At 71.4% G+C, this 23,044-nt stretch carries 22 protein-coding genes; 14 read left to right on the top strand and 8 right to left on the bottom strand.

All coding sequences use genetic code 11. The features are described 5' to 3' along the window. Positions 1-96: 96 nt before the first annotated feature. Positions 97-987, top strand: coding sequence for an NUDIX hydrolase (locus tag A3Q37_RS25335; protein WP_065487932.1), 891 nt, complete (start codon positions 97-99; stop codon positions 985-987). Beyond that, positions 984-1,814, top strand: coding sequence for an MBL fold metallo-hydrolase (locus tag A3Q37_RS25330; protein ID WP_065487931.1), 831 nt, complete (start codon positions 984-986; stop codon positions 1,812-1,814). Before A3Q37_RS25335 ends, A3Q37_RS25330 begins: the two co-directional genes overlap by 4 nt. A gap of 82 nt (positions 1,815-1,896) precedes the next feature. Here A3Q37_RS25330 and A3Q37_RS25325 read toward each other — a convergent pair whose 3' ends face one another. Beyond that, positions 1,897-2,571 (bottom strand): Crp/Fnr family transcriptional regulator, encoded by a 675-nt coding sequence (locus A3Q37_RS25325; protein ID WP_003967450.1) that lies wholly within the window; start codon positions 2,569-2,571, stop codon positions 1,897-1,899. 430 nt (positions 2,572-3,001) lie between these two features. Between A3Q37_RS25325 and nth the strand changes: the two genes are divergently transcribed. The 3 genes from nth to A3Q37_RS25310 all read left to right on the top strand — a co-directional run bounded on the left by nth (position 3,002) and on the right by A3Q37_RS25310 (position 6,047). Next, a complete protein-coding gene (gene nth / locus A3Q37_RS25320) occupies positions 3,002-3,874 on the top strand; it encodes an endonuclease III (protein WP_255311940.1) in 873 nt (290 codons plus the stop codon). A 114-nt stretch (positions 3,875-3,988) separates the two neighbouring features. Beyond that, positions 3,989-4,750: a CoA pyrophosphatase gene (locus A3Q37_RS25315; RefSeq protein ID WP_065487930.1), complete on the top strand. Its 762-nt coding sequence runs from the start codon at positions 3,989-3,991 to the stop codon at positions 4,748-4,750. Positions 4,751-4,841: 91 nt separating this feature from the next. Continuing rightward, positions 4,842-6,047 (top strand): MarP family serine protease, encoded by a 1,206-nt coding sequence (locus A3Q37_RS25310; protein WP_065487929.1) that lies wholly within the window; start codon positions 4,842-4,844, stop codon positions 6,045-6,047. A 55-nt stretch (positions 6,048-6,102) separates the two neighbouring features. Here the strand turns inward: A3Q37_RS25310 and A3Q37_RS38015 are convergent, their stop codons facing one another. The 5 genes from A3Q37_RS38015 to acs form a co-directional block, all read right to left on the bottom strand. Next, positions 6,103-6,306, bottom strand: a complete 204-nt coding sequence (locus A3Q37_RS38015) for a hypothetical protein (protein ID WP_079137985.1) — start codon at positions 6,304-6,306, stop codon at positions 6,103-6,105. A 115-nt stretch (positions 6,307-6,421) separates the two neighbouring features. Further along, positions 6,422-7,444 carry an alpha/beta fold hydrolase gene (locus A3Q37_RS25305; protein ID WP_065487928.1) on the bottom strand — a complete coding sequence of 341 codons (1,023 nt, stop codon included), beginning with the start codon at positions 7,442-7,444 and terminating at the stop codon, positions 6,422-6,424. After that, complete coding sequence (locus tag A3Q37_RS25300) at positions 7,441-7,980, bottom strand: phage holin family protein (protein ID WP_065487927.1); 540 nt, start codon at positions 7,978-7,980, stop codon at positions 7,441-7,443. Before A3Q37_RS25300 ends, A3Q37_RS25305 begins: the two co-directional genes overlap by 4 nt. Positions 7,981-8,020: 40 nt before the next feature. Then, the gene (gene nhaA, locus A3Q37_RS25295; protein ID WP_065487926.1) at positions 8,021-9,442 is read right to left on the bottom strand and encodes a Na+/H+ antiporter NhaA; all 1,422 of its coding nucleotides are present in this window, start codon (positions 9,440-9,442) and stop codon (positions 8,021-8,023) included. A gap of 266 nt (positions 9,443-9,708) precedes the next feature. Further along, on the bottom strand, positions 9,709-11,709 hold the full coding sequence (gene acs, locus A3Q37_RS25290) for an acetate--CoA ligase (RefSeq protein ID WP_065487925.1): 2,001 nt from the start codon (positions 11,707-11,709) through the stop codon (positions 9,709-9,711). Between the two features lie 382 nt (positions 11,710-12,091). Here acs and A3Q37_RS25285 point away from each other — a divergent pair, with 382 nt between their 5' ends. Continuing rightward, positions 12,092-13,438, top strand: coding sequence for a hypothetical protein (locus tag A3Q37_RS25285; RefSeq protein ID WP_065487924.1), 1,347 nt, complete (start codon positions 12,092-12,094; stop codon positions 13,436-13,438). A 147-nt stretch (positions 13,439-13,585) separates the two neighbouring features. Here the strand turns inward: A3Q37_RS25285 and A3Q37_RS25280 are convergent, their stop codons facing one another. After that, positions 13,586-14,581, bottom strand: a complete 996-nt coding sequence (locus A3Q37_RS25280; RefSeq protein WP_065487997.1) for an ATP-binding protein — start codon at positions 14,579-14,581, stop codon at positions 13,586-13,588. Between the two features lie 102 nt (positions 14,582-14,683). On the opposite strand from A3Q37_RS25280, the gene A3Q37_RS25275 reads away from it, so the two are divergent. Beyond that, entirely contained in the window at positions 14,684-15,508 is an 825-nt protein-coding gene (locus A3Q37_RS25275) for an oxidoreductase (RefSeq protein WP_065487923.1), read from the top strand. A gap of 661 nt (positions 15,509-16,169) precedes the next feature. Here the strand turns inward: A3Q37_RS25275 and A3Q37_RS25270 are convergent. Then, positions 16,170-17,015, bottom strand: a complete 846-nt coding sequence (locus tag A3Q37_RS25270) for an HAD family phosphatase (RefSeq protein WP_065487922.1) — start codon at positions 17,013-17,015, stop codon at positions 16,170-16,172. Between the two features lie 501 nt (positions 17,016-17,516). Here A3Q37_RS25270 and ssd point away from each other — a divergent pair. From ssd to A3Q37_RS25235, 7 genes are all read left to right on the top strand, one after another. Continuing rightward, positions 17,517-18,653 carry a septum site-determining protein Ssd gene (ssd, locus tag A3Q37_RS25265; RefSeq protein WP_065487921.1) on the top strand — a complete coding sequence of 379 codons (1,137 nt, stop codon included), beginning with the start codon at positions 17,517-17,519 and terminating at the stop codon, positions 18,651-18,653. Continuing rightward, positions 18,650-19,798: a TadA family conjugal transfer-associated ATPase gene (locus A3Q37_RS25260; RefSeq protein ID WP_065487920.1), complete on the top strand. Its 1,149-nt coding sequence runs from the start codon at positions 18,650-18,652 to the stop codon at positions 19,796-19,798. The genes ssd and A3Q37_RS25260 overlap by 4 nt, the downstream gene beginning before the upstream one ends. A 26-nt stretch (positions 19,799-19,824) precedes the next feature. Further along, the gene (locus tag A3Q37_RS25255; protein WP_176711510.1) at positions 19,825-20,751 is read left to right on the top strand and encodes a type II secretion system F family protein; all 927 of its coding nucleotides are present in this window, start codon (positions 19,825-19,827) and stop codon (positions 20,749-20,751) included. Between the two features lie 35 nt (positions 20,752-20,786). Further along, positions 20,787-21,590 carry a type II secretion system F family protein gene (locus A3Q37_RS25250; RefSeq protein ID WP_065487995.1) on the top strand — a complete coding sequence of 268 codons (804 nt, stop codon included), beginning with the start codon at positions 20,787-20,789 and terminating at the stop codon, positions 21,588-21,590. Positions 21,591-21,720: 130 nt separating this feature from the next. Then, on the top strand, positions 21,721-21,987 hold the full coding sequence (locus A3Q37_RS25245; protein ID WP_065487919.1) for a DUF4244 domain-containing protein: 267 nt from the start codon (positions 21,721-21,723) through the stop codon (positions 21,985-21,987). A gap of 223 nt (positions 21,988-22,210) precedes the next feature. Then, on the top strand, positions 22,211-22,543 hold the full coding sequence (locus tag A3Q37_RS37365) for a TadE family type IV pilus minor pilin (RefSeq protein WP_065487918.1): 333 nt from the start codon (positions 22,211-22,213) through the stop codon (positions 22,541-22,543). A gap of 59 nt (positions 22,544-22,602) precedes the next feature. After that, entirely contained in the window at positions 22,603-23,040 is a 438-nt protein-coding gene (locus A3Q37_RS25235; RefSeq protein ID WP_079137983.1) for an Rv3654c family TadE-like protein, read from the top strand. Positions 23,041-23,044 lie beyond the last annotated feature (4 nt).

Raw genomic sequence — 23,044 nt, 5'->3', positions numbered from 1 at the left:
GACCGGGCGGGATCGTGTGTGTACGGGGCATGTCGGGTCGCCGTGGTGATCAGGGAGCCTCTCGAACATCGGCGCGGTTCCGGATAGCCTCCGGCCATGTCCCAAGGTCAGTGGTACCCCCCGGAATGGCCCGACCGGATCCGCGCCCTCGCCGCCGGTGAGCTGACGGCCGTGACGCCCCGGCGGGCCGCCACGGTGATGCTGCTCCGCGACACGGACGCACAGGGCGGTGGACCCGTCGTGCACATGCTGCGCCGCCGTACGTCGATGGCGTTCGCCGGAGGCGCGTACGCCTATCCGGGTGGCGGAGTCGATCCGCGCGACGACGACCGGCTGATCGGGTGGGCCGGGCCCCCGTTGGAGTACTGGGCCGACCGGCTCGGCGTGGCTACGGTCACCGAGGCGCAGGCCGTCGTCTGCGCGGCGGTGCGCGAGACGTTCGAGGAGGCGGGCGTCCTGCTCGCCGGGCCGACCGCCACGACCGTGGTCGGCGACACCACCGGGGACGACTGGGAGGCCGACCGGGAGGCGCTGGTCGCCCGGGACCTGTCCTTCGCGGAGTTCCTGGACCGGCGTGGCCTGGTGCTGCGCTCGGACCTGCTGGGCGCCTGGGCGCGCTGGATCACCCCGGAGTTCGAACCCCGCCGCTACGACACCTGGTTCTTCGTCGCCGCGCTCCCCGAGGGGCAGCGCACCCGGGACGTCTCCACCGAGGCCGACCGTACGGTGTGGATCGCCCCGGCGGAGGCCGCCCGCCGCTACGACGCGGGCGAGCTGCTGATGATGCCGCCCACCGTGACCACGCTGCGGGCCCTCGCGCCGTACGGGACGGCCGCGGAGGCCCTGGAGGCCGCCGATGTGCAGGACATGACGCCGGTCCTCGCGCAGGCCCGGCTGGAGGGTGACGAGCTGGTGCTGACCTGGCCGGGACACGACGAGTTCACCAAACACGTGCCCACGGCGGGCGAGGGAGGCGGTGCCGCATGACGGACGCAGCAGCCCTGCCCGGACAGCCGCGCGGAACCGTGGTCTCCGGGCCCGCGACCGCCCGTACGGTCAACGTCCTCGCACCCAATCCGTCCGCGATGACGCTCGACGGGACGAACACCTGGATCGTGGCCGAGCCCGACTCGGATCTCGCGGTCGTCATCGATCCCGGGCCGCTCGACGACGTACACCTGCGGGCCGTGATCGGGGCGGTGGAGCGGTCCGGGCGGCGCGTGGGCCTCACGCTGCTCACCCATGGGCACCCCGACCACGCGGAGGGCGCGGGCCGGTTCGCGGAGCTGACGGGGACGAAGGTACGGGCCCTGGACGCGGCGCTCCGGCTGGGCGACGAGGGCCTCGGGGCGGGTGACGTGATCACCACCGGCGGCCTGGAGCTGCGCGTGGTGCCGACGCCGGGGCACACCGCGGACTCGCTCTCGTTCCATCTGCCCGCCGACCGGGCCGTGCTGACGGGCGACACGATCCTCGGCCGCGGTACGACGGTGGTCGCGCACCCGGACGGGCGGCTCGGCGACTATCTGGACTCGCTGCGGCGGCTGCGGTCGCTGACGGTCGACGACGGCGTCCACACGGTGCTGCCGGGCCACGGGCCGGTGCTGGAGGACGCGCAGGGGGCGGTGGAGTTCTACCTGGCCCACCGCGCGCACCGGCTCGCCCAGGTGGAGACGGCGGTGGAGGCCGGGCACCGTACGCCGTCGGATGTGGTGGCGGCGGTGTACGCCGACGTGGACCGCTCCTTGTGGCCGGCCGCCGAGCTGTCCGTACGGGCGCAGCTGGAATACCTCGCGGGGCACGGGCTCATCTGAGGCCTGCGCATCCGAGGCCTGCCCGAACGTGAGGGGCCCGCGCCTGCCGGACGTACTCCGGGAGGTGCGGGCCCTTCGTGCGTCAGCGCGAGCGCTTCGCCAGCCGCTCGACGTCCAGCAGGATGACCGCGCGGGCCTCCAGGCGCAGCCAGCCGCGGCCCGCGAAGTCCGCGAGCGCCTTGTTGACCGTCTCGCGGGAGGCGCCGACCAGCTGGGCCAGCTCCTCCTGGGTGAGGTCGTGCACGACGTGGATGCCTTCCTCGGACTGGACGCCGAAGCGGCGCGACAGGTCCAGGAGGGCGCGGGCCACACGGCCCGGCACATCGGAGAAGACCAGGTCGGACATCTGGTCGTTGGTCTTGCGCAGCCGGCGGGCGACCGCGCGCAGCAGCGCGGTGGCCACCTCGGGCCGGGCGTTCAGCCAGGGCTGGAGGTCGCCGTGGCCGAGGCCGAGGAGCTTGACCTCGGTCAGTGCGGAGGCGGTCGCCGTACGCGGGCCCGGGTCGAAGAGCGACAGCTCCCCGATCAGTTCGCCGGGGCCGAGCACGGCCAGCATGTTCTCGCGCCCGTCGGGCGAGGTGCGGTGGAGCTTCACCTTGCCCTCGGTGACCACGTACAGGCGGTCACCCTGGTCGCCCTCGTGGAACAGCGCGTCTCCGCGCGCGAGGGTCACCTCACTCATCGAGGCGCGGAGCTCCGCGGCCTGCTCGTCATCGAGCGCCGCGAAAAGCGGGGCGCGCCGCAGAACGTCGTCCACGAGTTCTCTCCTTGTCGGCCTGTCCAGGGAACCGTGGTCCCCATCATGCCGGACGGTAAAACAGTGCGATCAATCACAAACCAGTTTGACGCACGGGCGTGCCGGACCCTACGGCAGGGGGCCGATCGGGGGCGGATATGCCGTGGCAAGGGTGGTTGTCGGTGCCTGGCCCTAGGCTGGCCGGGTGTCCAGATCGCCGGGGAGAGCGCAGGCCAAGGGGGCTGACGGGGTGGTGAAGGGCGACGATTCCGCTGTGGGCGAACAACGCCGGCCGCGCCCGAAGAATGCCGCGAATGGCTCCCTCGGAGACGCGCACGGTTCCCCCGGAGGGCCGGGGAAGTCGTTCGGGAAGTCGGCCAGGAGGTCCGCAGTGTCATCGTCAACGCCCGGCACATCCGGAAGGAAAACGCCCGGCACATCCGGAAAGAAAGTGAAGGCGGCCCCGGCGCGTAAGGCGGCGGCCACGGCCAAGGCGGCAGCCCCGGCGCGTAAGGCGGCAGCCACGGCCAAGGCGGCGGCCCCGCGCAAGGCGCCCAAGCCCGAGTCGCATCTCGCGATGGTCCGCCGGGCGCGCCGGATCAACCGCGAGCTGGCCGAGATCTATCCGTACGCCCACCCCGAGCTGGACTTCCGTAATCCCTTCGAGCTCCTCGTGGCCACGGTCCTCTCCGCCCAGACCACCGACCTCAGGGTCAACCAGACGACGCCCGCGCTCTTCGCCGCGTACCCCACGCCCGAGGACATGGCGGCGGCGGTGCCGGAGGAGATGGAGGAGATCATCCGGCCGACCGGGTTCTTCCGGGCCAAGACCAAGTCGCTGATAGGGCTCTCGGCCGCTCTGCGGGACGAGTTCGGCGGCGAGGTCCCGGGGCGGCTGGAGGATCTCGTCAAGCTGCCCGGCGTCGGCCGCAAGACCGCCAACGTCGTTCTCGGCAACGCTTTCGGAGTCCCGGGAATCACGGTCGACACGCACTTCGGGCGCCTGGTGCGGCGCTGGAAGTGGACGGACGAGGAGGACCCGGTGAAGGTCGAGGCGGTCGTCGCCGGGATCTTCCCGAAGAGCGAGTGGACGATGCTCTCGCACCGCGTCGTGTTCCACGGCCGCCGCATCTGCCACGCCCGCAAACCCGCCTGCGGGGCCTGCCCGATCGCGCCGCTCTGCCCGTCGTACGGGGAGGGCGAGACCGATCCGGAGAAGGCCAGGAAGCTCCTGAAGTACGAGATGGGCGGCTATCCGGGGCAGCGCCTCAGCCCGCCCGCCGACTACCCGGGCAAGCCCGCGCCCGCGCTGGGGGCCGGATAAACCTCGGGCCGGCTGATTGCTCAGGTTCACCCTCAAGGCGGATTCGATCCCCAGGACGGAGCGGCTCGGAACGAAATGGCCGACGACAGGCGTTGTGAATCGACGGGGGTGCCTATGACGCACACGCATACACACAGCACGGCGCAGGCCACGAACGGCCCCGCCGAGAGCCCGTCGGGCCGCGGCCCCGTCAGCCGTGTTCCCGACACGGCCGTCGCCGTCACCACCGACGGCCTGCCCGCCTGGCTCGACCCCGTCGCGAGCGCCGCGCGCAGCGTCCGGCCGCAGCAGCTCAGCCGATTCCTGCCGCCCGAGAGCGGGGCGGGCCGGCAGTCCGCCGTCCTGGTCCTGTTCGGCGAGGGGGAGCGCGGACCCGAGCTGCTGCTCATGGAGCGGGCCGGGACCCTGCGCTCCCACGCCGGGCAGCCGTCCTTCCCCGGTGGCGCGCTGGATCCCGAGGACGGCGACCAGGCCACCACCGGGCCCCTGCGGGCGGCACTGCGCGAGGCCGAGGAGGAGACCGGGCTCGACCCCCGGGGCGTCCAGCTCTTCGGCGTGCTGCCCCGGCTCTACATCCCGGTCAGCAGCTTCGTCGTGACGCCCGTGCTCGGCTGGTGGCGGGCGCCCAGCCCGGTCGGGGTGGTCGATCCGGCCGAGACGGCCCGGGTCTTCACGGTTCCCGTGGCGGATCTCACGGATCCCGGGAACCGGGCGACGGCCGTCCACCCGAGCGGACACAGCGGTCCGGCATTCCTGGTCGAATCGGCCCTGGTCTGGGGATTCACGGCCGGAGTGATCGACCGGATTGTGCACTACGCGGGATGGGAACGCCCCTGGGACAGGACCAGACAGGTGCCGCTCGACTGGCGCTCATGACACGCTGGCTGTTCTGCTGCGCTGTTCCGGGCCGGGCCCGGACCCCGTCACCACCGACGGGCCAGGTGACGAAACTGCGAGGCTACCGACGGTGAACGTGCTGGACATCCTGCTGCTGCTGGCTGCCGTGTGGTTCGCGGTCATCGGCTATCGCCAGGGTTTCGTCGTCGGCATCCTGTCGGTGATCGGCTTCCTCGGGGGCGGTCTCGTCGCCGTCTATCTGCTGCCGGTCATCTGGAACCGGGTGACGGAGGACGCCGAGGTCTCCACGGCGGTCGCCATCGGCGCGGTCGTCGTCGTGATCATCTGCGCCTCGGTCGGCCAGGCCTTCACCACCCACCTCGGCAACAAACTCCGCCGGTACATCACCTGGTCGCCCGCGCGCGCCCTGGACGCCACCGGCGGCGCGCTGGTCAACGTCGTGGCCATGCTGCTGGTGGCCTGGATGATCGGCCTGCTGCTGGCGGGCACCTCGCTGCCGACCCTCGGCAAGGAGGTCCGCAACTCCTCGGTGCTGCTCGGCGTCGACCGGGTGATGCCGGACCAGGCGCCCAGCTGGTTCCAGGACTTCTCCTCCGTCCTCGCGCAGAACGGCTTCCCGCAGGTCTTCAGCCCGTTCGCCAACGAGCCGATCACCGAAGTGAAGGCCCCGGACCCGGCCCTCGTGGGCAGCCCGGTGGCCGCCCGCGCCAAGAAGTCGATCGTCAAGGTCGTGGGTACGGCCCCGAGCTGCGGCAAGGTCCTCGAAGGGACGGGCTTCGTCTTCTCCGAGCGCCGGGTGATGACCAACGCCCACGTGGTCGGCGGTGTGGACGAGCCCACCGTCCAGATCGGCGGCGAGGGCCGGCTGTACGACGCGAAGGTCGTCCTCTACGACTGGCAGCGCGACATCGCCGTCCTGGACGTCCCCGACCTCCGGGCCACGCCGCTGAAGTTCACCGGCCCGGACGACGACGCGGTGACCGGCGACAGCGCGATCGTCGCGGGCTTCCCCGAGAACGGCGCGTACGACGTGCGCTCGGCCCGCGTCCGCGCCCGGATCAACGCCGACGGCCCGGACATCTACCACCGGGGCACGGTGCGCCGCGATGTGTACTCGCTCTTCGCGACGGTACGCCAGGGCAACTCCGGCGGCCCGCTGCTCACTCCGGACGGAAAGGTGTACGGAGTCGTGTTCGCCAAGTCGCTCGACGACCCGGACACCGGCTACGCGCTGACGGCGGACGAGATCCGCGAGGACATCGAGATCGGCCGTTCCGCGAACCAGCAGGTCGACAGCCAGGGCTGCGCGCTCTGAACGCCCTTAGGGGCCCCGGGAAGCTTCAAGAGCCCCCGGGGGCCTTCGGCGAGGGTCAGTTACGGGGGTGGCGGAGCCGTGCCGAGACCCAGCGGGCCCGGCGGCGGAGGATGCGGGAAATCCCGAGACGGGAACGGTGAAGGTCATGCACTTGGTGCACCCGGCCCCGGGGGCCGCTCCCCTCATGAGTGCTCACACCGGCTGACGCGGTGGAGCGGCGGTTGCGTGCTTCGTCAGTGAAGTCGTGCGTCCAGCCCATACCCCGACGTCTGCCCGTGACCCAAGGTCGGTAATCGTGCGCGCGTCAGCCAATTGGCCTATGCGGCAGGCAATTGGCTGTTCGTCGGACACGTGTGCCCGGGCGGGCCCGGCGGCTACCGGTCCGGCTCGGGGTCCTTGAGCCAGTTGATGAGTTCGGTGGAGAAGGCGATCGGATCCTCCTCGTGCGGGAAGTGACCGACACCGTCGAAAAGTCGCCACCGGTAGGGCGCCTCGACGTACTGGCCGGACCCGGCCGAACTGCGGGTGCGGACCGCCGGATCGAGCGACCCGTGCAGGTGCAGCGTGGGCACCCGGACCGGGCGCTTCATCCGCCGGTTGAACTGGATCCCGTCCGGACGCGCCATCGACCGCACCATCCAGCGGTACGGCTCGATCGAGCAGTGGGCGGTCGAGGGGATGCTCATGGCCCGCCGGTAGACGTCCAGGGTCTCCTCGTCGGGGAACTCCGGGGTGCGGGGGCCCGCCCAGTCCTGGATGAGGCTCCCCACCAGGGCGGCGTCGTCCGCGAGGAGCTGACGCTCCGGCAGCCACGGGCGCTGGAAGCCCCAGACGTACGACCCGGCCCGCGACTGGGCGAAGTCGGACAGCATCGAGGAGCGCCAGCGGCGCGGGTGCGGCATCGAGGAGACGACGAGCCGGCGGACCAGCTTGGGTCGCATCACGGCGGCCGTCCAGGCGAGGTAGCCGCCGAGGTCGTGGCCGACCAGGGCCGCGTCGGGCTCACCGAGGGAGCGGATCACGCCGGTGACGTCGAGGGCCAGGTTGGCGGGGTCGTAACCGCGCGGCGTACGGTCGCTGCCGCCCACCCCGCGCAGGTCCATCGCGACCGCCCGGAAACCGGCGTCGGCGAGCGCGGTCATCTGGTGGCGCCAGGTCCACCAGAACTGCGGGAAGCCGTGCAGCAGGAGCACCAGCGGCCCCTCGCCCAGCTCGGCGATGTGGAAGCGCGCGCCGTTGGCCGCCACGTCGCGGTGGGTCCAGGGGCCGTCTAGCCGCACCGGCCCCCCGGCCGCGGCCCGGCCCGAGGGGCCCGGGGCCGGGTCGGACGGGGCAGCCGTGCCTTCCGGGCCCGCGGGACCCGTCGGGCCGAATGCGCTGGAATCGGGAACGGTCATGTGGACGAGCGTGCCACAGACCCGGCCTTGTCCTGGCCCGAGCCGCCCTCGACACCCTTCTTCGCCAGCGAGCTGCCGGAGCCGGGGGAGCGCTCGATGATCGCGGCGGCCTCGATGGACGGGCGCGGATGCGGCTTGGCCTTCTGTAGGACGGCGGCGGTCTGCTTGGCGGAGGCGATGGACTTCTCCGGCGGCTTGATCTTCTTGAACTTCCGCAGTCCGATGAACGCGATCAGGATGGCCAGGAGGAAGTACGCGCCGGCCACGATCAGGAAGCACCACGCCAGGCCCAGGCCCGAAGTGTGGATCCAGTACGCGGCCGCGAAGCTCAGCATCGGCATCATGAACAGCAGCAGCACTCCCGCGCCGATGAACGCGGCGCTGCCGATCGCCCCGCGCCTGACGTCCTGTCGTACCTCCGCCTTGGCCAGGGCGATCTCGTCGTGCACCAGCGCGGACATCTCGGCCGTCGCCGCAGCGACCAGCTGTCCGATGCTGCGGTCCGTGCTGCCCGCGTAGTTGCCGGGGTCGCTCATCCCTGACTCCCTCTCCGTCTTCGACACATCCGATGTCAGATCATGCCGGACTGTTCGGCTCGTCGCTCGCTGCCCCCGCCCGCTCTTCGGCGAGACGGCGGTGTTCGGCCGCCTTGCGCTCGTGGATGGCGGCCATCCGCAGGTGATATTCCGGATCATCCTGCTCGTAGACATCCGGTACCCCGGATTCGTCCTCGTCCAGCTCCTCGGCGTCGTACAACTCCTTGTACGTGCGTACGCGGAGCTTGAGCAGCACACAGGCGAGCAGGGCCGCGATCAGCGATCCGAGCAGGACGGCGGCCTTGATCTCGTCGACCGTGTCCGGATCGCCCTCGAAGGCGAGCTCGCCGATGAGCAGCGAGACGGTGAACCCGATACCGGCGAGGACGGCCACCGCGAAGACATCGGCCCAGGCCAGGTCCTTGTTCAGCTCCGCCTTGGTGAAGCGGGCGGTCAGATAGGTGCCGCCGAGGATGCCGACGGTCTTGCCGGCGACGAGGCCGAGGACGACACCGAGCGTCTCGGGCCGGGTGAAGACGCCGGCCAGCGCCTCGCCGTTCACCGAGACTCCCGCCGAGAACAGGGCGAAGAGGGGGACGGCGATTCCGGCCGACAGCGGGCGGACGAGGTGCTCGATGTGCTCGCCGGGGGAGTGCTGCTCGCCCTCGCGCCGGGTGCAGCGCAGCATCAGGCCCATGGCGACACCGGCGATGGTGGCGTGGACGCCGCTGTTGTACATCAGGCCCCAGATGACCAGGGCGAGCGGGACGTAGACGTACCAGCCGCGTACGTCGAAACGGAGGAGGAGGTGGAAGACGACCAGGCCGAGGATGGCTCCGCCGAGGGCCGGGAAGTTCAGGTCCGAGGTGAAGAACACCGCGATGATCAGGATCGCGAAGAGGTCGTCGACGACGGCCAGGGTCAGCAGGAAGGCGCGCAGCGCGGACGGCAGTGAGGTGCCGATCACCGCGAGGACGGCGAGCGCGAAGGCGATGTCGGTCGCCGTCGGGACCGCCCAGCCGTCCGTCGAGCCGCCGCCGACGACCGCGGTGAGGGTGTAGATGAGGGCGGGCACCGCCATGCCGCACAGGGCCGCCACCACGGGGAGGGCCGCGGCCTTCGGATCGCGGAGTTCGCCCGCGACCAGTTCGCGCTTCAGCTCGACGCCGGCGACGAAGAAGAAGACGGCGAGCAGTCCGTCCGCCGCCCAGTGCGCCACGGAAAGGTCCAGGCCGAGGGCGCCGGGCCCGAAGTGGAAGCCGCTGACCTGCTTGTACGAGCCGCCGAAGGTGTTGGCCCAGACGAGTGCGGCGACCGCCGCCACGAGCAGCAGTACGCCGCCGACCGTCTCGGTACGGAGGGCCTCCGCCACGTAGTTCCGCTCGGGGAGCGAGAGCCTGCCGAGCAGCGGGCGGCGGGGCGGCGCGGGCGTGGGCGGGGTGTGCTGGGTGGGCGGTGCCACGGGAGAGACCTCCAGGTGGGGCGGCGTACGGGCATGGTCGGTCGACGTGCCGACCAGACTTCCCGGCGCCCCTGTGGAGATGTTCTCTGAAGTTGTCCGAACGTGTCGGTGAAGCGCCCACCCTACCTGGGGCGTGCGGAGCGGGATCGTACGAGGTGATCATCGGCTTAACGCCCGATGGGCACCCGGCGCGTGGCCGGATGCCCATCGGAGTCGTACGCGTGCAGGGTTCCGTGTTGTTCCGCTTCGGTCCCCGTCGGTCCTCGTCAGTCCTCGTCGGACGAGGAGGACGGGAGCTGGGTGGTGATCAGGTCCATGACGGAGGAATCGGTCAGCGTCGTGACGTCGCCCAGCTCGCGGTTCTCGGCGACATCGCGCAGCAGCCGGCGCATGATCTTGCCGGACCGGGTCTTCGGCAGCTCGGCGACCGGCAGTACCCGCTTGGGCTTGGCGATCGGGCCGAGCGTCGCCCCGACATGGTTGCGCAGGTCCGCGACCAGCTCGTCGGAGGCGGTCGCCGTACCGCGCAGGATCACGAACGCCACGATGGCCTGACCGGTCGTCTCGTCGGCGGCGCCGACCACGGCGGCCTCGGCCACCGACGGGTGGGAGACGAGGGCCGACTCGACCTCGGTGGTCGAGATGTTGTGCCCGGAGACGAGCATGACGTCGTCGACCCGGCCGAGCAGCCAGACGTCGCCGTCCTCGTCCTTCTTGGCGCCGTCACCCGCGAAGTACTTGCCTTCGAAGCGCGACCAGTAGGTGTCGATGAAGCGCTGGTCGTCGCCCCAGATGGTGCGGAGCATGGAGGGCCACGGCTCGGTGAGGACGAGGTAGCCGCCCCCGCCGTTCGGCACCTCGTTGGCCTCGTCGTCCACGACGGTGGCGGAGATGCCCGGCAGCGCGCGCTGGGCGCTTCCCGGTTTCGTCTCCGTCACACCGGGCAGTGGCGAGATCATCATCGCGCCGGTCTCGGTCTGCCACCAGGTGTCCACGATGGGGCACTTGTCGGCGCCGATGTTCTTCCGGTACCACATCCACGCCTCGGGGTTGATCGGCTCACCGACCGAACCGAGGACCCGGAGGCTGCTCAGGTCGAACTTCGCGGGGATGTCGTCGCCCCACTTCATGAACGTACGGATCGCCGTCGGGGCGGTGTAGAGGATCGTGACGCCGTACTTCTGCACGATCTCCCAGAACCGGCCCTGGTGAGGGGTGTCCGGGGTGCCCTCGTACATGACCTGGGTCGCGCCGTTGGCCAGCGGCCCGTAGACGATGTACGAGTGGCCGGTCACCCAGCCGATGTCGGCGGTGCACCAGTAGACGTCGGACTCCGGCTTGAGGTCGAAGACCGCGTGGTGCGTGTACGAGGCCTGGGTGAGGTAGCCGCCGGAGGTGTGCAGGATGCCCTTCGGCTTACCCGTGGTGCCCGAGGTGTAGAGGATGAAGAGCGGCTGCTCCGCGTCGAAGGCCTCGGGGGTGTGCTCGGCGGACTGCCGGGCGGTGATCTCGTGCCACCAGATGTCGCGGCCCTCGGTCCACGCGGTGTCCTGGCCGGTGCGGCGTACGACGAGGACGTGCTCGACGGTGTCGAACCGGGAGACGGCGTCGTCGACGGCGGGCTTCAGGGCGGAGGGCTTGCCGCGGCGGTAGCCGCCGTCGGCCGTGATGACGACCTTGGCGTCCGCGTCCTTGATACGGGCGGCGATGGCGTCGGCCGAGAAGCCGCCGAAGACCACGGAGTGCGCGGCGCCGATGCGGGCGCAGGCCAGCATCGCGACGGCGGCCTCGGGGATCATCGGCAGATAGACGGCGACCCGGTCGCCCTTGCCGACGCCCAGCTCGGTGAGCGCGTTGGCGGCCCGGGAGACCTCGTCCTTCAGCTCCGCGTAGGTGATGGCCCGGCTGTCGCCCGGCTCGCCCTCGAAGTGGATGGCGACCCGGTCGCCGTTGCCGGCCTCGACGTGGCGGTCCACGCAGTTGTACGCGACGTTGAGCTTGCCGTCCGCGAACCACTTGGCGAAGGGCGGGTTGCTCCAGTCGAGGGTCTCGGTCGGCTCGGTGGCCCACGTCAGGCGGCGGGCCTGCTCGGCCCAGAATCCCAGCCGGTCCGCCTCGGCCTGCTCGTACGCCTCTGCGGTGACGTTGGCGTTGGCGGCCAGCTCGGCAGGCGGAGCGAACTTCCGCTCTTCCCGAAGCAGGTTGGCCAGGCTCTCGTTGCTCACGACTTCTCCCAGTCCCAGGGTGTCCGTTGTGTCCCGGGGCATAGCTCATCAGGCGCGAGGCCGGGTGACAAGGGTCTGCCGGGAATTGGTTTAGACCTGTGTTTTCGTGTATGGAGCCATGATCCCGCTCCGCGTTCCGGAGTCGCCGGACGACGCGTGGCGCGCGGCATTTCCGGCCATCCGAACGGGGTCGTCTGCGGGTCATCTGATGGCACGGGCTTTGGGCTCGTCCGGTTCAGGCCGGAAGCGTTCGGGCTATTTGATAACTCTTATCGGTGAATAAGAAGCTTTTCATTCGGTATGTCGCCCTTGCTTGCGTGGGACCGCGTGCGAATTTGGCCGCGCCGTCGTCGGCACTTCGACGCACTTCAGCGCACTTTGACGCACTTCGACGCAATTGACCTGCAAGGAAGAGGGTGGGCGGATGATGGCCGCCACGAAGAGGATCGCCATGGGCGTCATGTCCACGGCCCTGGTCGCCGTTCTCGCGGGCTGTTCCGGCTCTGTGTCCGGCAACGGATCCGGAGCCGGAGGACCGGCGTCCGGAGGTGCGGAGACCGACGCGGAGAAGGGCGCCCACGGCGCCAAGGAGAACCCGCCGGCCAACGCCCCGAAGAACGCGGTCAAGCTCATCGGGGACGGGTCCACCGCCTTCACCGGCGTCCAGCCGAACATGCCGGCCGTCGAACGCCTCGCTCCCGGCGAGAAGCCTCCCCAGTTCGTGGTGTTCTCCTGGGACGGCGCCGGGGAGGACAGCCAGAAGCTCTTCTCGCACTTCCGCGGCGTGGCCAAGAAGTACAACGCCAAGATGACGTACTTCCTGAGCGGCGTGTACCTGCTGCCGGAAGAGAAGAAGGACCTCTACAACCCGCCCCAGCACGCGCCGGGCCGCTCCGACATCGGCTTCAACGACACCGAGGGCATCCGCGACACCCTCGCCGAGGTCCGTGCCGCCTGGAAGGACGGCAACGAGATCGGCACCCACTTCAACGGCCACTTCTGCGGCGCGGACGGCGGCGTCGGGACCTGGTCCGTCGATGAGTGGAAGAGCGAAATCAGCCAGGCGAAAGCTTTCGTCAAGGGCTGGAAGACCAACACCCCGGAGCTGAAGGGCGAGGCCCCGCTCCCCTTCGACTACGACAAGGAACTGATCGGCGCCCGTACTCCCTGCCTCGAAGGCAAGGACAACATGATCGCCGCCGCCCGGACCATGGGCTTCCGCTATGACTCCAGCGGCGTCGGCAACCAGGTCTGGCCCCAGAAGAAGGGCGGGGTCTGGGACATCCCGCTCCAGCTCGTCCCGATGCCCGGCCGCGCCTTCGAGACCCTCTCGATGGACTACAACTTCATGGTCAACCAGTCCGGCACGACCACCCAGGGGGACCCGTCCCAGCACGAGTACTGGGGGAACCAGATGCGGGACGGGCTGCTCCAGGCCTTCGACCGCTCGTACAAGGGCAACCGGGCGCCCCTGATCATCGGCAACCACTTCGAGTCCTGGAACGGTGGCACCTATATGCGCGCCGTCGAGGAGACCATCGCGAACGTGTGTCCCAAGGAAGGCGTGCGCTGCGTGTCCTTCCGGCAGCTCGTCGACTGGCTGGACGCCCAGGACCCGAAGACGCTGGCCAAGCTCACGACGCTCGGTGTCGGCGAGGCCCCGAAGACGGGCTGGTCGTCCTACCTCGGCAAGCAGCCGGGCGCCGCACAGCCCGCGGAGAAGCCCGCGAACGCCGACGCGGGCGCGCCGCCGGCCGGAGCGACTGACTGACCCCCGACTGACCGCTCCTGTCTCGTCGCCTCACCGCCTCACCGCATCACGGCATCACCGCTTTGTTCGCCGGCCGCCCTGGGGTGGCCGGCGAACGACGTTCCGGGACCGGTGATCCGCGCCGACTCCCGTGCGTACCGCTTCAGTTCAGGCGGGTGCTGCGATGCCCGCCCCGGCGTGCCGCTCGTCGAGTACGAAGGCCGGGTCGACCTGGGCGGCCAGGTCGGCGCCGGTCTTCTCGTTGCCCCAGCTCTCGGCGTTCTTCAGGTGGAAGTGCACCATCTGGCGCGTGTAGCGCTCCCAGTCGCGCAGCTCGTACGAGTCCTCGGCGGTGTCCTGAAGCGTTTGCAGGGCCATCCGGTTGTCGGCCTCCAGCAGCTCGAACCTCGACGGCCGCCCCTTCTCCATCGACCGCACCCAGTCGGAGTGGCCGACCCCGATCAACAGGTCGTCGCCGACCTCCGCGCGCAGGAACTCCAGGTCGTCCGGGCCCTGCACCTTGTTCCCGACGACCTTCAGGGCGACGCCGAAGTCGCGGGCATACTCCTTGTACTGCCGGTACACCGACACCCCCTTACGGGTCGGCTCCGCGACCAGGAACGTCATGTCGAAGCGGGTGAACATGCCCGAGGCGAACGAGTCCGAGCCCGCCGTCATGTCGACCACGACGTACTCCTCGGGTCCGTCGACCAGGTGGTTGAGGCAGAGCTCCACCGCCCCGACCTTGGAGTGGTAGCAGGCGACTCCGAGATCGGACTCCGTGAAGGGGCCCGTCGCCATCAGCCGGATGTCCCCGTCGTCGAGCCGCACCGTACGCGCACAGGCATCGAAGATCGGGTTGTCCTCGCGGACCCGCAGCAGCCGGGAGCCCTCGCCGGGCGGAGTTGTCTTGATCATCGTCTCGGCGGAAGCGATACGGGGGTTGGAACCCCGCAGATAGTCCTTGATGAGGGGGAGGTGGGCGCCCATGGCGGGCAGCGCGGCGGCCTCCGCGTCGTCCAGCCCGAGGGCTGCCCCCAGATGCTGGTTGATATCGGCGTCCACGGCGATGACGTGGGCTTCGTTGGCGGCGAGGTGGCGGATGAAGAGCGAGGACAGCGTGGTCTTGCCGCTGCCGCCCTTCCCGACGAAAGCGATCTTCATGTTCACCTAGGGTAGTGGGTTCGTCGCGTTGCGCTGCCATCGTTCGTGAAGATGGCCACTTGAGGGTGGTCCGGGTGGGCTGGGCGCGTAGCCTCGCTACTTATGAGTACGACTGCCTCAGACCCGCTTGCCGCGCTCGGTTCCCTGCCCGGCGTGCCCGATGCCGTGGACTCCGTGCGCAAGGCCGTCGACCGGGTCTACGGCCACCGCGTCATGCGCCGCCGCAGCAATGAGGTCACGGCCGAAGCCGCACTGCGGGGTTCTCGTGGTTCGGCCGCGCTGGCCGGTGCCGACTGGAACCTCGAAGAGGTGCGCCGGCGTACGGACTTCAGCGGGGAGGACGAGGCGCGCACCGTCGGTGCGGCGCTGCGGCTCACCGCGGAAGCGGGGCAACTCCTTTCCATCTGGCGGCAGTCGCCGCTGCGGGTGCTGGCCCGGTTGCATCTGGTGGCCGCCGGCGGGGCGGCGCCCGACGATGCGGTGGGGCGCCCTCGCCTGGCGGGCGAGGCTGTGGACGAGCCGCTGATCGAGGCGCCGCTGCCCGGGGCCGAGGAGGTCGCCGGACGGCTCGAAGGGCTCTCGCAGCTGATCATCGCGGGCGGCAGCGCCCCCGCCCTGGTCACGGCCGCCGTGGTGCACGGTGAACTGCTGGCGCTGCGCCCGTTCGGCTCGCACAACGGACTGGTGGCCCGGACGGCCGAACGCATCGTGCTGATCGGCAGCGGGCTGGACCCGAAGTCGATCTGCCCGGCCGAGGTGGGACACGCGGAACAGGGCCGGGCGGCCTATGTCGCGGCGTTCGAGGGCTACACGGCCGGAACCCCCGAGGGCATGGCCGCCTGGATCACCCACTGCGGCCGCTCGATCGAGTTGGGCGTACGCGAGTCGACCGCGGTGTGCGAGGCCCTCCAGCGAGGCGCCGCCTGACGGTCCGGCGATGGGCCGCGCCGAGGGTGATGGCTGAGGTCAGGGCGGCGGCCCGGTGCGAGGTGGGCGGCTCGGCCCGGGGGTGATGGTGCGGGTGCAAGGTGGGCGGCCCGGGTCGGCCCGAGGGTGATGGCTCGGCCTGAATCGGTGGCCCGGTGCAAGGGGGTGGCTCGGCCCGAGGGTGATGGTGTCGGTGCAAGGGGGCGGCCCGTCCGAAGGCGATGGTCTGGCCGAGGGCGGCGGCCCGGTGCGAAGTGCCCGGCCGGCGGTCCGGGCCCGAAGGTGATGGCGCGGGCGGGGGTCATGGCCCATGGCCCGGTGCAAGGGTTGCGGCGGTACCGGTGTGCGGTACCGCCGCTGGCACGTCGGCCCAGTTACCAAGCGTCCTCGTAAATTGCCCATCAGGTCGGGTACTTTGCCCGTCACCTGGTGCGGCTGGCCCGTATTCGACGGGTCGACGTCGCGTGGGTGCTCGGCTTTCGTGCGCGGTCCGTGGGGCCGTCCTGCGTACAACAGGTCATCCTCGCGGATGTCCTTGGTCTCGCGGGCCGTTATGTCCTTTGTACTCCAGGACCAGGGGAACGGAAACCCCTGGCCTCGCTTCTTTACTTTTAGGTTCAATCAAGGGCGAATCGGGCGATGGGTGCCGCCTGGCTCCGCCTCACCCGGGCAGGGCGGTGGCGGCGGTGCGGCGACGGCTGGCGTACCAGACCAGCCCGGCGGTGACGGCCGCCGCGCCGACTGCGGCCGCCGCCACGAGGGCGGGGCGCGGCGGCATCGAGAAGGCGGGCAGCCGCTGCTTGAGCCGGACCGGGCGGTTGAAGACGAGAATCGGCCACTCGCGAAGGGTCGCTTCGCGGCGCAGCGCGCGGTCGGGGTTGACCGCGTGCGGGTGGCCGACCGACTCCAGCATCGGTACGTCGGTCGCCGAGTCGCTGTAGGCGTAGCAGCGCGAAAGGTCGTACCCCTCCGACGCTGCGAGCGCCCGCACGGCCTCGGCCTTGGTGGGCCCGTAGGCGTAGTACTCGATCTCTCCCGTGAAGCAGCCGTCGTCGCCGACGACCATGCGCGTGGCGACGACGCGGTCGGCGCCGAGCAGTTCGCCGATGGGTTCGACGACTTCGGCGCCCGAGGTCGAGACGATGACCACGTCGCGCCCTGCCGTGTGGTGTTCCTCGATGAGGGTGGCGGCCTCGTCGTAGATGATCGGGTCGATCAGGTCGTGCAGGGTCTCGGCGACGATCTCCCTGACCTGCTGGACGTTCCACCCCTTGCAGAGGGCGGAGAGGTATTCACGCATCCGCTCCATCTGGTCGTGATCGGCGCCCCCGGCGAGGAACACGAACTGTGTGTACGCGGTGCGCAGTACAGCGCGGCGGTTGATCAGTCCGCCTTGGTAGAAGGACTTGCTGAAGGTCAGCGTCGAAGACTTCGCAATGACCGTCTTGTCCAGGTCAAAGAAGGCTGCTGTGCGCGGCGAGAAGCAGTTTTCCACAACGCTGAGCATAGGGGCCCACCATTCGGCGTAAACTCCGGCGCGTGGGTTTGCCTGAGAAGGGCCTCGGGTACACCATGGAAGTCACGGATCGTTCGCGACCGTGCTAACCCGGTCCGACTCCTCCCCCCCCGAGTCGGCCGTGGGGACGACCCCCGCTCTCCCCCCCGGCGGGGGTCGTCGCATGTCCGGACGCGTTTTAGGGGCGGAAACCACCTTATGTCTCCCATCCGGCCGTCATCGGCCTGATCGTGTGAGCCGACCCTCGTGCGACTCGTCTCGTCACAGTGTGTAGCCAAGGGGCTGCACTCCGGAAGTCGCTGGTTTGGGTGACGAAGTTATTCACAACCCCGGGGTTGTCCACAGTTTTCCATCAAGATCCACATGTTTTTCCGCGGTGCTGCACGTTGATTCCACCCGCGAAGTCCGCGGGTGCCGGAATCGCGCATCTCGGAAACGCTCCGAGAACACCGCGAACCGCACTGAAGGGGCAGTGAGAAGGGGGCGGAGATCGTGGCTGGATCCCTCGCAGGAGAAGAGGCGGCGGTCGTCGGCGGGCGGCGCGGAGGCCCGCTGATCGTGACGGAGGACGTGGAGCTGCTCGACGACCTGCTGCGGCTGTGCGCGGCGGCCGGTGCCGAGCCGGAGGTTCATCACGGGCCGCCCGGGCGTCGTGGCAGCTGGGAGCGGGCTCCGATGGTGCTGGTGGGCGATGACGCCGCCGCGCGATGCCGGGGCGCCGGCCGGAGGAAGGGGGTGATGCTGGTCGGCCGGGACCAGGACGATCCGGACGTATGGCGGCGGGCGGTGGAGATCGGCGCCGAGTATGTGCTGCGGCTTCCCGATTCCGAGGGCTGGCTCGTCGATCAGATCGCCAACGCCGCCGAAGGCGTGGGACGGCCCGCGCTCACCGTCGGCGTGATGGGCGGCCGGGGCGGCTCCGGCGCATCGACGCTGGCCTGCGCCCTTGCCGTGAGTGCGGCGAGGGCGGGTCGGCGGACGATGCTGATCGACGCCGACCCGCTGGGAGGCGGCATCGACGTCCTGCTCGGCGGCGAACGGGCCGAGGGCATGCGGTGGCCGGATTTCGCGCAGTCGAAGGGGCGGCTCGGAGGCGGAGCCCTTGAGGACTCGCTGCCCGCGCTCCACGGGCTGCGGGTGCTGAGCTGGGGACGGGACGACGAGGTGGTGATCCCGCCGCAGGCGATGCGGGCGGTGCTCGCCGCCGCGCGTCGGCTCGGTGGAGTGGTGGTCGTGGACCTCCCGCGCCGGGTCGACGAGGGAGTCGCCGAGGCCCTGGCCCAACTCGATCTCGGGCTGCTCGTGGTGCCGGGCGAACTGCGCGCGGTGGCAGCGGCCAAGCGCGTCGCGTCCACGGCCGGAATGGTGCTGGACGACCTGCGGGTGGTGCCCCGGGGCCCGTATGCGTCGGGACTGGACGGGCGGTGGGTGGCCCGGGCCATCGGCCTTCCGCTCGTCGGTGAACTCCCCTGGGAATCAGGACTTCTCGACTCCCAGGACGACGGCACCCCGCCCGGCGGCAACGCCCGGAGCTCGCTGGCCCGGTTCTGCGCGGCCTTCTGGGACCAGGTGGCGGCAGCGGGAGACACGAGTCCCGTGACCGGCCTGCCCGGGGGAGGGGCGGCATGACGGAAGAACTGCTCGACGCCGTACGTCAGCGGCTGGCACGTAGCGGCGCCGCTCCCACACCTGCCGGGGTGGCCGCCGCCCTGCGGGCCCAGGGGAGGCTGCTGGGGGATGCCGAGGTGCTCGGGGCGGCAGAGGAGCTGCGCGGTGAACTCGTCGGCACGGGCGTGCTGGAGCCGTTGCTCGCGGATCCCGAGGTGACCGATGTGCTGGTGTCCGCACCGGACCGGGTGTGGGTGGACCGGGGCGGCGGGCTCCAGCTGACGGGCGTCACCTTCTCGGACGCGGCGGCGGTCCGGAGGCTGGCCCAGCGTCTCGCGGCGGTGGCCGGCAGGAGGCTGGACGACGCACGGCCCTGGGTCGACGCACGACTGCCCGACGGAACACGGATGCACGCCGTGCTGCCCCCGGTGGCCGTCGGCTCGACCTGCCTCTCCCTGCGCGTGGTGCGCCCACGGGCCTTCTCGCTCGCGGAGTTGGTGGACGCGGGTACCGTGCCGCCGGGCGGCGACCGGATCCTGCGGGCCCTCGTGGAAGCCCGGATCTCCTACGTGATCAGCGGGGGCACCGGGGCGGGCAAGACGACGCTTCTCTCCAGCCTGCTGGGCGCGGTCGGCGTGAACGAGCGGATCGTGCTCGCCGAGGACTCCGCCGAACTGCGACCTGACCATCCCCATGTGGTCCGTCTGGAGTCCCGCCCGGCCAACCAGGAGGGCGCGGGCCGCGTGACGTTGCGCGATCTCGTGCGGCAGGCGCTGCGCATGAGACCCGACCGGCTGGTGGTCGGCGAGGTGCGAGGCGCCGAAGTGACCCAGTTGCTGGCCGCCTTGAACACCGGACACGAAGGAGGGTGCGGCACCGTCCACGCGAACGCAGCCGAACATGTCCCCGCCCGACTGGAGGCCCTGGGTACTGCGGCCGGCCTCGACCGGGTCGCCCTGCACAGCCAGTTGTCGGCCGCGCTCTCGGTGGTCGTTCACCTTGTACGGGACCGCGCGGGGCAACGACGGGTCGCCGAGGTGCATGTCCTGGAGCGGGATGCCGCCGGCCTCGTCTTCACGGTCCCGGCGCTGAGCTGGGGTGTCGGTGGCTTCGTTCCGGAGCGGGGATGGGAACGGCTGCGGTCGCTGATCGGCGGTGCGCTGTGACGGCGACGGCGACGGCGGAGATGGTGATGGCGGCGACGGCGGTGACATCGGCGTACGCGGCCCATGCGGTGGCTCTCTGCGCGGGCTCGGCGGTGTGGATCGCGATGATGCGGGAGCCGGGGGTGCGGCGGGCGCGGGTGCTGTTCGTGGACGCTCAGCCCGAGCCGCGGCGGTCGTGGGGCCGGTGGTTACGTCTGCTCAAGGCCTGGGGGCGCGTGACTGAGATGGCCCGGGGGCGTCGGGAGTGGTGGTGTGTTCCGGGCGCGGTCCTGCTCGCGGTGCTGGGGAGTTCGGTGCTGCCGCTGGTCGCGGGAGCCGTGGCGGTCCCGTTGGTACGCCGATGGCTGCGGAGGCGGGCCGGAGCGCGGGAGGCGGAGAGAGGAGCGGTCGCGGTCGCGGCGTTGTGCGGAGCCGTGGTCGGGGAGTTGCGGGCCGGGCGCGAGCCGGGACAGGCGCTGCTGGTCGCGCTGCGAGAAGGCGTCGCGCAGGACGGACCTGCGGCGACGACCGCTTCCGGCAGCAGGCTGGGGGAGGCGGAGGCCGCGGTGTTGGCGGCGGCACGGTTCGGCGGGGATGTGTCGGCCGCGCTGCGGCAGGCGGCGGAGGGCCCGGGGATGGGCGGTCTGGCCGGGATGGCCGCGTGCTGGCGAGTCGCCGTGGACGGCGGGGCGGGCCTGGCGGCCGGGCTGGAGCGCCTGGAGGCCGCGCTACGGGAGGACCGGCGCAGACGGGAGGAGTTGCGCGCCCAGCTGGCGGGGGCGTGGTCGACGGTCGTGGTCCTGGCGCTGCTCCCCGTCGCGGGTCTGGGGCTGGGCGCGGCTCTCGGCGCCGAGCCCCTGCGCGTACTGCTGCACACCCCGGGCGGCCTGGCCTGTCTGGCGGTGGGCTCGTTCCTGGAGGCGGCCGGGCTGTACTGGGCCGGCCGGATTGTGCGGGGAGGTGAGGCGGCGTGAACGTGGTGGGCGGAGAAGTTCTCCACAGCCTGGGGATGTCGGCGGCGGTGCTGGGGACGGCGGTGCAGGTGGCAGCCGTGATCGTTGCCAGATACCGGAAACGAGCGGTTCGTGGGCGGGGCGCGCAGTTGTTGGGGACGGATGCGGCCCCACGGCCCGGCAGGCTGGGCCGGCTGGTTGCGCGGCTTCGGTCGAGCGGCGGTCCGAGCCTTTCCGAGGCCGCGCGGCGATGGGCGGCTCCGGGAGGGGCCTGGCTGACCGGATGGATTCTGGTCGGCGATGTGCTCGGCTGCGCGGTCGGGGCGGCCGCGGCGTACGGGATGTGGCGGTGGCAGCGGACCCGGCCCCGCGATCGTCCCGGCCAGAGCCCTCCGGAGCGCGCCGTGATCGCCGGGCAGCTTCCCCTGGCCGCGGATCTGCTGGCCGCCTGTGTCGCGGTCGGGGCCGGTCCCCGGGAGGCGGCCGAGGAGGTGGGCCGTTCCATCGGCGGCCCGGTCGGAGACCGGCTCGCCCGAACCGCCGTGGAGATCCGGCTCGGCGGCGAACCTGCCGAGGCGTGGGGCCGGTTCGGGGAGATACCGGGCGCAGGCCCGCTGGCCCGCTGTCTGCACCGGGCAGGTGCGACAGGGGCCCCGGCGGCGGAGCCCATCGCCAGGCTGGCCGCGTCGATACGCGCCGAGCGAGCCGCCACGGCAGTGGCGCGGGCGCAACGGGCCGGGGTGCTGATCACCGCGCCGGTCGGCCTCTGCTTCCTCCCCGCCTTCCTGGCGGTCGGGGTGGCGCCGGTGATCATCGGCCTGGCCGGCGACCTGCTCGCGACCGGCGGTCCTGGCCGGTGAGGCCGCGCACGGTTCGCGATCGCTGCTGCGGCTATCGGGTCGGTCGTTCTGTCGGTCATTCATTTTCGCTGTCACTCACGGGTGTTCCATTCGGACGCCCGATCGTCATCGATGCTCATCGGGGGATGAAATGGAAACGAAGTTCTGGGACCGGGCCGTCGGCGCTCTGCGCGGGGGACGGCTGTTCACGGAGTCTCTGGACCGGCGGGCGAAGTGGTCCGCGCGGTGGGCGGGGCGGCTCGGCCGGTCCGATCGGGGGATGACCACCTCCGAGTACGCGGTGGGAACGATCGCGGCGTGCGCCTTCGCGGCGGTGCTCTACAAGGTGGTGAACAGCGGGCCGGTGCTGTCGGCGTTGCAGTCACTGGTCGAGGGCGCACTCGATGCGAAGTTCTGAGGTGGGGTTGGGGGCCAGCCCGGGGGCTCGGTTCGGGGCGTCGTGCCGGTGCCTTCCCCGGTGCCTCTCCCGGTGTTTCAGCCGGGGCCCCGCGCACGGGCGGCACCGGGGCCGGGCCCCGAGCGGGGACGGGGGCGGCCGCCGGGGTGACGGCCGGGGTGACGGCCGAGGCGACCATCGGCTCGGTGATCGGCTCGGTGATCGGGCCGGCGATCGGGGCGCGGTGACCGCTGAGGCGGCTGTGGTGATTCCGGTGCTGGTGGCGTTCGCCTTGGCTCTGCTCTGGGTGTTGACGGCCGCCGCGGACCAGATCCGGTGCGTGGATGCGGCGCGGGCGGGGGCCCGGGCCGCGGCCCGTTCGGAACCGGAGGCGGCGGTGCTGGACGCCGCGCGTGGCGCGGCGCCCCAGGGCGCTCGGGTCGCGTTGGGGCGGGCGGGGGACCTGTGGCGCGTCCGGGTGGAGGCGCCGACCCGGGGGCCGGGTGTGCTGGCCCTGACGTTGAGCGCCGAGGCGGCTGCCCTGGCGGAGGACACGGTGGGGGGTGCCGGGCCATGAGAGCGAGAAGAGTTGGGGGTTGGCGGCTGGGTGGCCTTGGGCGGGGACTGAGTCGGGGTGTGTTCCGGCGGTGGGGCTGCCGTGGGGGCCGGGGCGCGGGCGGCGGTGCGGACCGGGGCGTGGCGACCGTGTGGGTGGCTGTCACCGCGGCCGGTCTGTGCACCGTCTTCGCCGCGGTGCTCGCGTTGGGGCAGGCGGTGGCGGCCCGTCACCGGGCGGGCGGGGCCGCGGATCTGGCGGCTCTCGCGGCTGCGGACCGGGCGCTGGAGGGGGCGGAGGTTGCGTGTGAGGCGGCGCGGAGGGTGGCCTTGGCGCAGGACGCCGTGGTCGTTCGCTGCGCGGTGGAGGGGGAGGTCGCCGATGTGACCGCCCGCTCGGGATTCGGGCCCTACCTACCCACGGTCAGGTCCCGCGCGGGCCCTCCGGCCGAGCCGCGTGTTGGGCTTTCGGCTGATCCCTTGGCCGAGGGTCTGGGTGAGCCGAGTGTCGGGCCCTGAGGTT

It is taken from the genome of Streptomyces sp. PTY087I2 (assembly GCF_001687325.1).
GTDB lineage: Bacteria > Actinomycetota > Actinomycetes > Streptomycetales > Streptomycetaceae > Streptomyces.
The sequence above is the reverse complement of the archived record's forward strand: the minus strand, read 5'-3'. Positions and strand labels throughout refer to the sequence as shown.